This is a genomic window from Mesorhizobium sp. B3-2-1, assembly GCF_006439515.1.
Lineage (GTDB): Bacteria > Pseudomonadota > Alphaproteobacteria > Rhizobiales > Rhizobiaceae > Mesorhizobium.
Genome location: NZ_VFTI01000047.1, coordinates 1 through 13,208 on the forward strand (window position 1 = coordinate 1; position 13,208 = coordinate 13,208).

A 13,208-nucleotide genomic window follows, 5' to 3' on the forward strand; every position below is an offset into this window, starting at 1 on the left:
ACATCCTACGACCCCAACAAACACCCCGCCGCTAGCTTCTTGCTCACAACAGGTTGACACAGGAAGTCTCATGCCGCTTCTCCGTTGCGTAGTTTGACGACGTTCTTCGCGCCGATGCGCTCGCCGCTCGCCCGATCGAACAGCAAGGCGCTCTTGCCGTCGACGACGATATGCGCCTTGCCTTCGCTGCGGCCCGGCGTTCCGGCCGGGCGCGAGACCAGGATTTCACGGCCACGAACGGTGCGCACCAGGGTGACGATCTTCTCGTTGAGCGGCGTCTCGGCCTCGACCGTCACCGGAATGGCGCCGGGCTCGTTTTCGCCAACGAAATGCAGTGCCTCGGGCCTCAACCCGATGACACAGTCGCGGCCGACGGCGGTCTCGGGAACGTCGGCGAGATGGACCTGCACGTTGGACAGGCCGACATAACCTCCCCTGCCATCGCGCGCGGGCTTGACGTCGAGCAGGTTTATGGTCGGGTCGCCGAACAGCCGCGCGATCTCGATGTTGGCCGGCTCGCGATAGATCTGCTCCGGGGTGCCGAGCTGCCGGATGACGCCTTGCGACATCACCGCGATACGGTCGCCGAGCGCCATGGCTTCCTTGTAGTCCTGGGTGACGTAGACGACGGTGGCGCCGCGATCGGCGAGCAGCCTGGGCAATTCGAGCCGCATCTCGAAACGCAGCTTGGCGTCGACATTGCGCAAGGGATCGTCGAGCAAGAGGAGCGGCGGCGAACCGACCAGAGCGCGCGCAAGTGCGGTGCGCTGCTTCTGGCCGTTGGACAGCGCGCGTGGCTTGTGGCTGAGCACATGGCCGATCTTCAACAGCTTGGCGACGCTCTCGACGCCGGCCTTGATCGCGCCCTGTGAGGAACGCTTGGCCTCGAGCGGTGTCGCGATGTTGTCGAACGCGCTCATATGCGGAAACAGCGCGAAATTCTGGAACGCCATGCCGACGCCACGGAACTCCGCATCGACATCGGTCATGTCCTCGCCGCCGATGAGGATCTTGCCTTCGTCTGGATCGATGACGCCGGCGACCAGCCGCAGCAGCACAGTCTTGCCGGCGCCGGAAGGGCCGAACAGCACCAGCGTTTCGCCATCCGGGACGGTCAGCGACAAATTATCGAGGACGGTCTGGCTCTTGTAGCGCTTGACGAGATTTCTGAGTTCGAGGCTGGCCATGTCTATCCTTTCACCGCGCCGAGCGACAGGCCTTCGACCAGATAGCGCTGTGCATAGAGGGCGAGCGCCAGCGTCGGCGTAATCGAGAGCACAATGGCCGCCGAAATCTGGCCATACTGGATGCCCGATGAGGTGATGAAGGCGAGCGCGCCGACCGTCACCGGCTGCTTGTCGGCCGAGGCCAGCACCAGCGCGAAGACGAAATTGTTCCAGGCGAAGATGAAGGCGAGCAGGCCGGCCGCCGCAATGCCAGGGCCAGCGAGCGGCAGTGCGATCTTGCGGAAGGTGGCGAACCAGGAATGGCCGCCGATGCGGTAGGCATATTCGATGTCGGCCGGAATATCCTCGAAATAGCCGCGCACGATCCACAGGATCAACGGCAGGCAGATCAGCTGGTAGACCCAGATCAGCCCGATATAGGTGTTGGCCAGGCCGAGCTTCTGGAAATAGAGGGTCAGCGGCAGCAGCACCAGGAGCGCCGGCGCGAACCTGAACGACAGAAGCATGAAGGCGATGTCCTCCGAGCCGCGGAATTTGTGGCGCGCGAAGGCGTAGGCGGCCGGCACGCCGAGCAACAGCGAGACGGCGACCGAGGTCACAGACAGGAACACCGAGTTCCAGAGATTGCGCATGAAGGCGATGTCGAGCGTGCCGGCAGCGGTCATCAGCTTGCCGGTGATCAGCGCGGTGTAATTGGCGAGCGTCGGTTGGAAGATGAGCTGTGGCGGGATGCGCAGGATGGTCTCGTTGGTCTGGAACGACATCATGAAAATCCAGACGATCGGGAACATGAAGAAGATCACCACCAGGGTCAGTGCTGCGCCGCGCAGGATGCGTTCGAGAAGCGAGGTGTGTTCCATCGCCGCCTCCTATGCCTGGCCACGGGCGCGTTCGCGCAGCCTGAGCCAGTTCTTGATGAAGATGTTGGAGAGTAAATAGGTGATCGCCCACAGGATGATCATCAGCGCCGCCGAGCGGCCGACATTGGTCGACTGGAAGAAGTTGAGATAGGCCTCGACCTGGAAGACGGTCAGCGTGTCGCCCGGCCCGCCCTGGGTCATCGCGTAGATGATGTCGAACTGCTGGATCGAATCGAGCAGTCGGAACAGCGTCGCCGTCAGGATGTAGGGCGTCAGCATCGGCAGCGTGATGCGGAAGAAGACGAAGCTCCTCGGCACGCCGTCGAGCGCCGCCGCCTCGAAGGGCTGCGTCGGCAGGCTGCGCAGGCCGGCGAGCAGCAGGATCATGATGAAAGGCGTGTAGACCCAGATGTCGACGAGCACGACGGTGAACAGCGCGGTCGACGGCGACGACGCCCAGCGGAAATCCTGCAGCCCGATGAGGCTGGCGAGATAGCTCAGCACGCCGAAGCCGGGATTGGTCATCAGCTTCCACATCAGCGCGGCCAGCGCCGGCGCCGTCATCAGCGGCATCAAGAGCATGATCGAGATGAAGTTGTTGAGCGTCGAGCGCTTCTGCAGCAGCAAGGCGATAGCGAGACCCAGAAGCAGTTCCAGCACGACCGTGGTGCCGGCATAGACCAGCGAGACTTTCAACGTGTTCCAGAACTTCGGATCGGTAAAGAAGGAGATGTAGTTGTCGCCCCAGTTGAACTGGCGCGCCCAGGGCTGGCTCAGACGGTAGCGCTGGAAGGAATAGACCACCGAGGTCAGGAACGGGATCAGGATGCCGATGCAGACCAGCAAGGCCGGCAGGCTGAGCACATAGGGCAGCACCCGCTTGCTGATCCTGAAGCCGGATGGCCTGGGCCTTTGCGATACCACCGCAGTCATCGAGCTGCTCCGTTGTTGCCTCGCCCTGCCGGCCGCCCAAGGGAGCAAGGCGGCCGGTCGGGCGAAATGGCGGTCACCTTTCGGCACCGCATCGCAAACGTGAAAAGGTGTAACCAGGGCCGACCCGCCAAGCAGGCCGGCGTCCTTGCGACTTAACCGAGACCGGCTTCCTTGAGCTGGCCGTTGATGCTCTCGGCGAGCTTGTCGAGGCCCTCGTCTACCGGCACTTCCTTGGCCACCATCTTCTGCAGCGTCGCCGCCCATTCGGTGGTGAGGTCGAAGAACAGCGGCTGCGCCGTGAACTTGATCGACGCGCCGGCCGCCGAAGCGTCGAACATCTCGACATAGCCGGGATAGCTCTTGTTCAGCTTCTCGCGGAACATCTCGTCCTTCCACACCGACTGGCGGACCGGATCGACGAAGTCCATCTTGGTGGCGCCGAACAGCCCGTGCTCCGGTCCCGAGGCCCATTGCAGGAAGTACCAGGTCGCGTCCTTGTCCTTGGAGAAGTTGGACATCGCCAGCGACCAGATCCAGATATTGGGCGTCGAGGCCTTGGCTTCCGCGTTGGCGGTGAAGGCGGCATAGGCGAGCTTGCCGGCCATCTTGTTGTCGCCGCCATTCATGAAGTAGCCGAGGCAGTCGGCGTCGAAGATCATCGCCGAGGCGCCGGCGCCGAGATCGGTACCGACCTGGTACCAGGTGTAGGTCGACCAGTCCTTGGGGCCGCTCTCCTGGATCATCTGCACCCATTTGGCATGGAAGGCCTTTGAGCCGGCGGTGTTCATCGCCGCCGCGAGCTTGCCATCGGCAGAAACAGTCAGATCCTTCTCGTTGAAGTTCGAGTAGGCAGACAGGAAGCCCGGATGGATGGTCGCCCAGGAGCGCGAGCCGCGCACGCCGATGCCGTAGACGCCGCTGCCGATATCCTTCTGCAGCTTGGCCGCCGTCGTGATCATCTCGTCCAGATTGCCGGGGACGCCGACGCCGGCCTTGTCGAACATGCCCTTGTTGTAGGTGATGTTGTTCTGCTCGAAGGCCCACGGAATGCACCACTGCTTGGCGTCTTCCGAACCCAGCGCTCCGCCCGGCTTGCCGTTCCAGGCGCAGGACGACTTCACGCCTGGGAGAAAATCGTCCCAGGCATAGTTCGGGTTGGTCTTGGCCGGATCCTTGATCCATTCGTTGAGGTCGGTGATCCAGCCGGCTGGGCCATAGGTCCAGGTCATGTAGGCGCCGGTCATGAAGGCGTCGTATTCGGGCGAGCTCGCCGACAGGGCCGCGGTCACCTTGTCGAAATAGACGTCTTCGGGGAAGACGTCATAGACGACGTTCATGCCGGTCAGCTTCTTGAAGTTCTCCAGGTCGGCGATCATCGCATCGGCATAGGGATGCTTGTTGAGCAGGAGCTTGATGGTCTTGCCCTTATGCGCCTGCCAGTCGAAGTCGGCGGCGAGCGCGCGGGTCTGGCCCAGGTTGAGCAGTGTGCCGGCGGTGCCGGCGGCGAGGCCCATCGCGCCCAGGCCCTTGATCAATCCGCGACGGTCGACTTGTCCGCGCAGGAAGGCGTCAATGAGGTCTTTCTCTTTCTCATGCATTTCGTCTTCTCCTCCACAGGGTAGTTTCAACTGAACGGTTGCCGGCTACCCGACCGGCGTCTCTTCCACGAGCGACCGCGCCGTCCGCTCGTCTGTTATCAGGCCCTTGAGATAGCGCCCCTCCAGCACCGACTTGATGGCGCGAACCTTGATCCTGCCGCCGGCGACGGCGACGATCCTACGGCTGGCGATGTCCTCGCGCGCCAGCGCCAGCGCCCGGTTGGAAACGGTCGTCGCCACCGCCTTGCCGGCCTCGTCGAAGAAATGGCCGAGCAATTCGCCGACGCCGCCATTGCGGCGGATCTCCTCCATCTCACCCTTCTCGATCATGCCGGTGGCGACCAGCGAAGCCTCGCGTTCGGCGGTACCGATGCCGGCGAAAAGCAGGTCGGCGGATCTGGCGAGATCGAAGACCTCGCTAACGCCCTTCTGGCCCAGCAGCACGATGCGGTCCTCCGCCGTGTTGGCGAACATCGGCACCGGCATCACATAGGCTTCGGCGCCGGTGCGTTCGGCGAGACGGTGGATGACGTCATGCGGGTTGGCCGAGAATTTCCGCGTCAGGCCGCCGAGCAGCGAAACGAAACGGATCCGGTCGGTGGTCGTGCGCGGCAGGTATTCCACGCAAGCCGCGAGCGTGCGGCCATGGCCGACGCCGATCAGTGCCTGCTCGCCGCGTTCGATCTCGCGCTTGAGGAACTGCGCTCCGGCAATGCCGAGCGCCTTGAGCGGCAGATCCTCGGAATCGAAATCCGGGACCACCTCGCAATAGTCGAGGCCATAGCGGCGGGACAATTCGTCCTCGAGTTCGACGCATTCCGACACTTCGCCGTCGATATAGACCTTCACCAGCCCTTCCTGGTTGGCCTTGGTGATGAGGCGGTGGGCCTTGAGGCTGGTCAGCCCCAGCCGCTTGGCGACCTCGGACTGGGTCAGGCCACCAGCGTAATGAAGCCACGCAGCCCGCGCCGCCATGCTGGCATCATCGTCGCGCAAAAGGCCGTTTCCAAAACCAACCACGTTTCCGTCCCGATGATATTTTTATCAGTTGCTGCAAAATTTTTCACATGGATTGGCCGAAGTCAAGCGCCACCTTTCAAAATCGCATGGCGGTTGGCCGGCCGGCCGCGCCGCGGCCCGGCCGGAACTTCAGGAGGGCAAAGAGGTTCTTATATCGAGGTCGCGGCGCGCCGGCCGGCCGCAAGCAACGCCGACACTGAGCGGTGCCAAAAACCCGGGGGGAAGGTGGAGAGGCGGAGCAGTGGCGCCGCCTGACAGGACAATGTTCGAGCCGCTTTGCTGCGATATGCCGCTTCATCCGACATGGCCCGATCTTATCGCACGGCTGCTGTTTGTGGTGCTTGCAGGTTTCCTCATTGGCCTGAACAGGGAAGCGCGTGGCCACACCGCCGGGCTTCGGACGACCATCCTCGTCGGCCTTGCGGCCGCGGTTGCGATGATCCAGGCCAACTTGCTGCTTGATACGACAGGCAAGGGAATGGATTTCTTCTCCCGCATGGACGTGCTGCGCCTCCCGCTTGGCGTGCTGACCGGCGTGGGCTTCATCGGCGGCGGTGCCATCCTTCGGCGCGGCGACCTCGTGACCGGTGTCACCACCGCGGCCACCATGTGGATCATGACGATGATCGGACTTGCGTTTGGCGGCGGCCAGTTCGGTCTTGCGGGAATTGCAACCGTGCTGACGCTGCTGACGCTTCAGGTGTTGAAATGGGTCGATCTCAAGATCCCGCGCGACCACCATGCGATCCTGTCGGTTTCCTGGGCGAAAAGTTCACTGCCCGACCTTCAAGAGATGGTGCGGCCGCTCGGCTATGACGCACGCCTTGCCACGATGGAGCACGATTTCAGCCGCGACCGCTTCGTCTACTCGTTCAATCTCGAATGGAGACAGCCCGATGCGACCGAACCTTCAACGGAAATCCTGGCGCTGGTCGCCCGCGAATGTGAGATCGAGCGATTTGATCTAGTCGGCGAGAAAGCGTCCTGAAGAGAAACGTTCCCACCCCGACGCGCTTAAACCCCACCCACTTGCGCCCCACGCAGAAACTCGATCACCATCGCCGCCGTCCAGGTGAAACGGCCGCCGCCGAGCGGCTCACCGGTCAGCGGGTCGTAGTATTCGGCAAATCCGCTCTCCCGGATCAGGTCGAGGCTGGATCGCGTGATGCGCCGTGCGACCTGACCGTGGCCGGCAGCGGCAAGGCCGTCGGCGATCATGTAGTTGACCACCAGCCAGACCGGGCCGCGCCAGTAGCGTTTGGCGTCGAAGCGCGGATCGGCGGGATCATGTGACGGCACGACGTAACGCATAGTGTCGGCAAGGCGTTCGACGGCCGCGGCGACTGCAGCGGCTCGGTCTTTCGGAATCGCCGCAAAGGCTGGCAGGATGCCGCCAACCGAGGCGCTGTCGACAAGCCTGCCGGAGACGCGGTCGAGACAGAGGTATTGACCGTGTGCGTCGCTCCACAGCCGCTCCATGGCGACCAGGCCCTTTTCGGCAAAGGCACGGTTGGCTTTGGCGATCGCTGTCTCGCCAAGCGCTTCGGCAAGATCTGCAAGGTCGGTGGCGGCGCGGATCAGGATGGCGTTGAAGCCGGGATCGACAATCTGGAAAGGCGAGGCATCGTGCAGTTTCGCATTGTCCCAACCGAGCCCGCGAAAACGCTGCACCAGCCAGAGATAACGATCGTACTGCGCCTTGGTCGGGCGATGTGCCGGATCGGCATGCAAGGTATCACGGCGGGTATAGGGCTCGATGCCTTCGGTCGGCACGCGCTCGAAGGCGTCGTCCCAATCGATGGAATTGTCGCGGCCGGATTCCCAGGGATGGATGATGGCGACCAGCCCCTCACCTTTCGGGTCGCGGCTTTCGTAGAACCAGCGATGCCAGGCGTCGATCTTCGGCAGCAGCGCGCGGACCCGCTCGGCGGCCAATGTCCTGTCCTTGGCGCGGTCGAACAGGCGCCGCACGGCAAAGCCTGCGACGGCTGGCTGGGTGATGCCCGACGTGGCGGTCGGGCGACCGGTTCGCCAGACCTCGGGACCGGGAAAATAACCGTCGTTCCAGACATGGAAGACGATATGCGGCACCATGCCGTCCGGCCACTGATGCGCAAACAACGTCTCGATCTCGGTCCAGGCGCGCGCTTCGTCATAATGGGCAAGGCCGAGCGCCGTCAGGCAGGAATCCCAGTTCCACTGGAACGGATAGAGACCTTTTGTCGGGATGGTATAGGTCCCCTGATCGTTCTCCTTCAGCACTTCGACGGCGCGGGCGATGATGTCATTGGTGGCATGAGCGGTCATGGACGTTTCAGGTCTTTCACAAGGCTTGCGTCGTTTCGGGGTCGAACCAGCGGATGCGGTCGGGCTTGGGAGCGAGCCGCAGGCGATCGCCGACGGTAATGGCTACGCCGGACTCGAGCACGGCCCGGAACAGGCTGCCCCCGACATCGCAGGTGACCAGCGTGTGCGGCCCGAGCGGCTCGATGATCCGCACCGTGGCGGGCAGGCCCTCGCCGCCGGCATCGACATCCTCGGGGCGAATGGCGAACTCGACTTTCTGCCTGTCGGATTTGGGACCGGACAGCGCCAGCCCGGCAACATTCCAGTTTCCGTTCGCTGCCTTGGTCGCGGGCAGGAAATTCATCGGCGGATTGCCGATGAAGGAACCGACGAAGCGCGCCGCCGGATTGCGGTAGACCTCGACCGGCGACGCAGCCTGGACGATGCGGCCCTGATGCATGACGGCAATACGGTCGGCGAGGCTCATCGCCTCGACCTGGTCGTGGGTGACATAGATGGTCGTGGTCCTCGACGCGGCGAGGACGCCCTTGAGTTCGGCCCGCATTTCCAGCCGCAGCAGCGCGTCGAGGTTCGACAGCGGCTCGTCCATCAGGATGACATCCGGCTCCATGGCGAGCGCGCGAGCGACGGCGACACGCTGGCGCTGGCCGCCTGACAACTGGCCGGAGTAGCGATTCAGCAATTGCTCGATGTGCATGAGTTCGGCGGTGCGGTTGACGCGCCGCTCGATTTCCTGCCGCGGCAATTTCTTCATGCGCAGGCCGAAGGCGATGTTCTCGAACACGGTCAGGTGTGGAAAGACGGCATAGTTCTGGAACACCATGGCGATGCCGCGATCGCGCGGCGGCAGATGATCGATACGGCGGCCGCCGATCCAGACCTCGCCCTGGCTTGGCGTCTCCAGTCCGGCGACGATCCTGAGCAGCGTGGTCTTGCCGCAGCCCGAGGCGCCGAGCAGCACCATGAATTCCTGATCGGCGATGGTGAGGTCGACCTGATGCAGCGCGGTGAAGTCACCGAAGCGCTTCGCCACGCCCTTGATTGCGATTTCAGCCATCAGCCGTCTCCGTGGCGCGTGTCATCGGTTGGCGATCCCCCACATGGCGAACAGGTATTTGCGGACGGCGAAGATGAAGATCAGCGCCGGCACGACCAGCGCCGCGCCACCCGCGAATTTGAGATAGAGCGGCGATTCACCGAGGCTTTGCAGCAGGAAGGCGGTCAGCGTGCGGTTCTCGATGGTGAGCACGGCGGCGGCGAACACCTCGTTCCAGGAGATGGTGAAGGCAAACACCGCCGAGGCGGCGATGCCGGGCAGCGCCAGCGGCAGGATGACCTTGCGAAAGGCTTGCCAGCGTGTGCAGCCGAGCGTCCACGCCGCCTCCTCGAGCTCGACCGGAATACCGGAGAAGAGCGAGAAGGTGATGAGCACGGCGAACGGCAGCGCCAGCGTGGTGTGGACCAGCGCCAGCCCGATGGCGGTGTCGTCGAGGCCGGTGTGGATGAACATCACCGCCAGCGGCAAGGCCAGAAGCGGCAGCGGGAAGGCGCGGGTCATCAGCACCAGGAAGCGGAACGTGCCCTTCCCCGGAAAATCGAAGCGCGACAGCGCATAGCCGGCCGGGGCGCCGAAGCCGATTGCCAGGATCATCGTCAGCGTGGCGACGAGCACCGAGTTCCACAGCGCCCTGGCGACGCCGGCGAAATTGACGAAGAACGACAGGCTGCCGAGGTCGAAGGACGGGAGGAAGCGCTTGGGGAACGCGGTGACCTCACCGGGCGACGACAGCGCATTGACGATCAGGAGGTAAATCGGCAGCAGCACCCAGACGCTGAGCACGATCGCGGTGGCGATCAGCAGCCAGTTGCCGGCCTTGCGGGCATCGGCTGGCGTGGCGACCTGTGCTTCGGCCACGGCGCTCATATCCGCGCCTCCTTCATATCCTGGCCTCTTTGGGCACGCGCAGCACCCTGAGGAAGAACAGCGTGAAGCCGAGCGAAATGGCGAGGATGAGCAGCGCGGAGGCGGCTGCGACATTGCGGTCCTGCAACGTGAATTGCCAGTTGTAGGTCTCGCCCATCAGCACCGGCAGGTTGGTGCCGCCAAGTGCCGCCACCACGGCGAAGACCTCGAAGGCGAGGATGACGCGCAGGATGATGGCCGTCTGCAGGCTGGGGCGAAGCAGCGGCAGCGTGATGCGCACAAAGCGCTGGCACGGGCTTGCCCCGAACACTTCCGCCGCCTCGTAATATTCCTTGGGGATCAGGCCCATGCCGGCGACGAGGATGACCATCATGATCGCGGTGGCCCGCCAGATCTCGGCCAGCGCCACGGCGATGAAGATGGTCAGCTTGCTCTGGTAGCCGAGGAACATGACCGGCCTGTCGACGATGCCGAAACTGGAAAGCAGCGTGTTGAGGAAGCCGGACTGGTCGAAGATGGCGAGCCAGATCAGGCCGGCGGCGAGATCGGAAATGCCGAGCGGGATGGCGAAGACGTAGAGCACGGCACTTCGTCCGGTCTCCAGCCGCGAAACCACGCTGGCCATCAAAAGAGCCATGACCAATTGGATCGGCACGACGATTGCCGCCAGCAGCAGGGTGTTGCGGACGGTGGCGGGGAATTTCCAGCTGCCGGCCATGGTGCGGAAATTATCGAGTGTGAAGGCGCCGTCGCGGGTCACCGCCTCGAAGACGACCAACGCGAATGGATAGAGGAAGAAGATGCAGAGGAACAAGGTCGCCGGCATCAGCAGCAGATAGGGCAGAGCCTTGCCGTGCATGGTGTTCATCCTTTGCGATGCCGCGGCCTGGGCGCCCGGAGTGCAACAAACTCCGGACGCCCCCTTGGGAGGATGTCAGTCGACGGGACAAGCGCCGTCGGATGGCTTGTCGGGCGCCCAGCACGGCGCCTTGGACTGGTCGATGATCGCCTTGAGCGCCGTCGCCTCTTCCGCGAGCACGCCATGCACGTCCTCGCCACCAAGCACGATGCGCTCGAAACTGTCGGTGTAGATCTGGTTGAACTTGCCGCCGAGGTCGCCAAGACCCATCGGCAACAACGCCGGCATCGCATCGGGAGCTCCGGTCATGGTGGCGATCGCCGGGCCGAAAGCCTTCACCGAAGCCGGCATGTCGTCGGGCAGCTTGACGTCGACGACGGGGAAGAAATTGGTCGCCCTGAGCGTGGCGATCTGGGTTTCGGGCTTGAGCATATAGGCGACCAGCGCCTTCGCCTTGTCCATGTCAGGCGAAGTCTTGGGAATGGCGACACCGGCAACGACAGGCATGAAGCCGCGACCGGCGGGGCCAGCCGGGGCCGGGAAAGCGACGAAGTCGTCAGGCTTCTTGTTGAACGCATCGGCGAGCCGCGCGACGTGATCGAACGCCACCCATACCTCACCAGTCAGCAACGGCTCCTGCATGAAGGCGTAGTTGGTCGAGTTCGGGTTGGTGTACTGCCACAATTCCTTGAACTTGTTCCATGCCGTCTCGGCCTCGGCCGAACGGAACTTGGTGACCATCGAACCCGTATAGGACGGATAGAGGAAGCCCTCGAAGAAGCGATGCTTCAGCCCCTTGGGGCCAGCCGGAAAGCCGAATTTCGGCGAACCGGTCTTCTCGGCGATGGTCTTCGACCATTCGATCAACTGGTCATAGGTGATGGTGTTGAGGCCGACGCCTGCGGGCAGGTATTGCAAGGCCTGTTTGTTGGCGGCCATCAGGTAGGTTGCCTGCATCCAGGGCAGGTACTTCTGTTCGCCGGTGCCGAGCATGCCGAGCTTCCTGTAGGCCTCGTTGACCTTGACGCCGCCGACATCGATTCCGGACAGGTCGACGAGGTTCGCGCCGACGGTCGAGAAATCGCCATGCAGGCCGCCCAGCAGACCGATGGTGCCGGAGCCGGCCTGCAATTCGGCCTGCAGGCGGGTGAGCCAGGGACCGTCCTCGGCGACCTGGTAGTCGACCGGACCGTCGAAGCCTTTCAGCACCTCGTCGCGCATCTTCTGCGTTTCTTCGACCGGGCGCGCCTGCGTCGACCAGAACAGCACCTGCTGGGCCTCGGCGCCACCAGCGGCGACCGACAGTGCCAGCGCGGCGCCCGCCAGTGTCTTCAATGCTTTCATCATGGTCTTCCTCCCTAGATACGCGCCGTCATGACGGCGTCAGCTTCTTGTTCGCGGCGCGGGCCCGTGGCTTGCCCGCGCAACCAGTGTCGGCCGGATCAGCCGCGTCAGCGGTTTGCCGGGTTGCCCGGCGATGACGGCAAGCAGCATGTCGGCGATTTCACGCGCGCATTGGCGGATCGAGGCGTCGAACGTGGTGAGGCCCGGGGGCGCATAGGCCGAGGCGGCGATGTTGTCGAAACCGATGACGGAAAGGTCGCGCGGCACGACGAGCCCCGCACGCGCCGCCTCTTCCATCACCGTCAGCGCCAGTTCGTCGAAAAGGGCGACGACGGCGGTCGGCCGGCCAGGCCCATGCAGCATCTGGTTGACGGCCTGGACACGGGCTTCATGGTCGAAGCGCGGTGCCGTCGCCACGTCGAGGCGCACCGACGGGTCGCCTCGCCGGGCGATGGCCGCGGCAAGACCGTCCTGCCTGAGATGGCGGAAGGTCATCGGCTCGGAGATCGTCACCAGGCCGAAATGGCGGTGCCCGAGATCATAGAGCATGTCGAAGGCTTCGCCGAAGGCGTGTGCGCCGTCGGTGTCGAGCCAGTTGTAGCCAAAATCGCTGTCGAGCAACCTGCCGTGAGCGACAAACGGAAAGCCGCGCTCGCGCAAATAGACCAGGCGCTCATCGATCTCGGCGATACGTGTGACGACGACGCCGTCGGCGCGCCCGGATTCCACGACATGGCGCAGCACGGACAATTCCGAATGGCCGAGTGCGGCGGTGGCAAGGATGAGGTCGGCGCCATGCGACACCAGCCCTTCGCCGAGCCCGGTGACGAATTCGCCCAAAAAGGAATCGACAAGATTGGGTCCGCGTATCGGCAACACCAGGCCGACGAAACCGCTGCGGCCGGAGACCAGCGTGCGCGCCGCGGTGTTGGGCACGTAGCCCGCTTGGCGCGCCGCCTGCGCGACACGCTCACGGGTCTTGAGCGCTATCTGCTCATGGCCGGCAAGCGCTCGCGAGACGGTCGTGATCGACAGGTCGAGGCTGGCCGCAAGCTCCTTCAGCGTGATGACGCGGGTCGTCACCGATCCTCCCTTGAACGAGTTTGAAACGTTTGTAATTGGCTTTTGCGAAAATGCAAACGTTTTAAATCGCGATCAAACGATCTTGTGCCCGGG

General features: G+C 63.7%; 12 protein-coding genes. 1 reads left to right on the plus strand and 11 read right to left on the minus strand.

What is annotated here, in order from left to right:
* Nucleotides 1-68 precede the first annotated feature (68 nt).
* The 5 genes from FJW08_RS30495 to FJW08_RS30515 all read right to left on the minus strand — a co-directional run bounded on the left by FJW08_RS30495 (nucleotide 69) and on the right by FJW08_RS30515 (nucleotide 5,598).
* A complete protein-coding gene (locus tag FJW08_RS30495; RefSeq protein WP_140813528.1) occupies nucleotides 69-1,187 on the minus strand; it encodes an ABC transporter ATP-binding protein in 1,119 nt (372 codons plus the stop codon).
* Between the two features lie 2 nt (nucleotides 1,188-1,189).
* Nucleotides 1,190-2,047 carry a carbohydrate ABC transporter permease gene (locus FJW08_RS30500; protein WP_140813529.1) on the minus strand — a complete coding sequence of 286 codons (858 nt, stop codon included), beginning with the start codon at nucleotides 2,045-2,047 and terminating at the stop codon, nucleotides 1,190-1,192.
* A gap of 9 nt (nucleotides 2,048-2,056) precedes the next feature.
* Nucleotides 2,057-2,980 (minus strand): sugar ABC transporter permease, encoded by a 924-nt coding sequence (locus FJW08_RS30505; RefSeq protein ID WP_140757687.1) that lies wholly within the window; start codon nucleotides 2,978-2,980, stop codon nucleotides 2,057-2,059.
* A gap of 152 nt (nucleotides 2,981-3,132) precedes the next feature.
* Nucleotides 3,133-4,578, minus strand: a complete 1,446-nt coding sequence (locus FJW08_RS30510; protein ID WP_140813530.1) for an extracellular solute-binding protein — start codon at nucleotides 4,576-4,578, stop codon at nucleotides 3,133-3,135.
* Between the two features lie 45 nt (nucleotides 4,579-4,623).
* Nucleotides 4,624-5,598 carry a sugar-binding transcriptional regulator gene (locus FJW08_RS30515; protein WP_181178420.1) on the minus strand — a complete coding sequence of 325 codons (975 nt, stop codon included), beginning with the start codon at nucleotides 5,596-5,598 and terminating at the stop codon, nucleotides 4,624-4,626.
* Between the two features lie 262 nt (nucleotides 5,599-5,860).
* On the opposite strand from FJW08_RS30515, the gene FJW08_RS30520 reads away from it, so the two are divergent.
* Complete coding sequence (locus tag FJW08_RS30520; protein ID WP_140813531.1) at nucleotides 5,861-6,586, plus strand: MgtC/SapB family protein; 726 nt, start codon at nucleotides 5,861-5,863, stop codon at nucleotides 6,584-6,586.
* A gap of 26 nt (nucleotides 6,587-6,612) precedes the next feature.
* Here FJW08_RS30520 and FJW08_RS30525 read toward each other — a convergent pair whose 3' ends face one another.
* The 6 genes from FJW08_RS30525 to FJW08_RS30550 form a co-directional block, all read right to left on the minus strand.
* On the minus strand, nucleotides 6,613-7,905 hold the full coding sequence (locus FJW08_RS30525) for a trehalase family glycosidase (RefSeq protein ID WP_140813532.1): 1,293 nt from the start codon (nucleotides 7,903-7,905) through the stop codon (nucleotides 6,613-6,615).
* Nucleotides 7,906-7,921: 16 nt separating this feature from the next.
* Nucleotides 7,922-8,962: an ABC transporter ATP-binding protein gene (locus tag FJW08_RS30530; protein WP_140813533.1), complete on the minus strand. Its 1,041-nt coding sequence runs from the start codon at nucleotides 8,960-8,962 to the stop codon at nucleotides 7,922-7,924.
* A 21-nt stretch (nucleotides 8,963-8,983) separates the two neighbouring features.
* Nucleotides 8,984-9,829, minus strand: a complete 846-nt coding sequence (locus tag FJW08_RS30535) for a carbohydrate ABC transporter permease (protein ID WP_140813534.1) — start codon at nucleotides 9,827-9,829, stop codon at nucleotides 8,984-8,986.
* Between the two features lie 13 nt (nucleotides 9,830-9,842).
* Nucleotides 9,843-10,688 carry a sugar ABC transporter permease gene (locus tag FJW08_RS30540; RefSeq protein ID WP_140813535.1) on the minus strand — a complete coding sequence of 282 codons (846 nt, stop codon included), beginning with the start codon at nucleotides 10,686-10,688 and terminating at the stop codon, nucleotides 9,843-9,845.
* 75 nt (nucleotides 10,689-10,763) lie between these two features.
* A complete protein-coding gene (locus FJW08_RS30545; RefSeq protein ID WP_140813536.1) occupies nucleotides 10,764-12,035 on the minus strand; it encodes an ABC transporter substrate-binding protein in 1,272 nt (423 codons plus the stop codon).
* A gap of 36 nt (nucleotides 12,036-12,071) precedes the next feature.
* Nucleotides 12,072-13,115, minus strand: coding sequence for a substrate-binding domain-containing protein (locus FJW08_RS30550; protein ID WP_140813537.1), 1,044 nt, complete (start codon nucleotides 13,113-13,115; stop codon nucleotides 12,072-12,074).
* Between the last annotated feature and the right edge of the window lie 93 nt (nucleotides 13,116-13,208).

What these genes read in the sequence shown, in the direction of transcription:
- FJW08_RS30495 (WP_140813528.1), bottom strand. Translation starts at nt 1,187, where the DNA reads ATGGCCAGCCTCGAACTCAGAAATCTCGTCAAGCGCTACAAGAGCCAG.
- FJW08_RS30500 (WP_140813529.1), bottom strand. Translation starts at nt 2,047, where the DNA reads ATGGAACACACCTCGCTTCTCGAACGCATCCTGCGCGGCGCAGCACTG.
- FJW08_RS30505 (WP_140757687.1), bottom strand. Translation starts at nt 2,980, where the DNA reads ATGACTGCGGTGGTATCGCAAAGGCCCAGGCCATCCGGCTTCAGGATC.
- FJW08_RS30510 (WP_140813530.1), bottom strand. Translation starts at nt 4,578, where the DNA reads ATGCATGAGAAAGAGAAAGACCTCATTGACGCCTTCCTGCGCGGACAA.
- FJW08_RS30520 (WP_140813531.1), top strand. Translation starts at nt 5,861, where the DNA reads ATGTTCGAGCCGCTTTGCTGCGATATGCCGCTTCATCCGACATGGCCC.
- FJW08_RS30525 (WP_140813532.1), bottom strand. Translation starts at nt 7,905, where the DNA reads ATGACCGCTCATGCCACCAATGACATCATCGCCCGCGCCGTCGAAGTG.
- FJW08_RS30530 (WP_140813533.1), bottom strand. Translation starts at nt 8,962, where the DNA reads ATGGCTGAAATCGCAATCAAGGGCGTGGCGAAGCGCTTCGGTGACTTC.
- FJW08_RS30535 (WP_140813534.1), bottom strand. Translation starts at nt 9,829, where the DNA reads ATGAGCGCCGTGGCCGAAGCACAGGTCGCCACGCCAGCCGATGCCCGC.
- FJW08_RS30540 (WP_140813535.1), bottom strand. Translation starts at nt 10,688, where the DNA reads ATGCACGGCAAGGCTCTGCCCTATCTGCTGCTGATGCCGGCGACCTTG.
- FJW08_RS30545 (WP_140813536.1), bottom strand. Translation starts at nt 12,035, where the DNA reads ATGATGAAAGCATTGAAGACACTGGCGGGCGCCGCGCTGGCACTGTCG.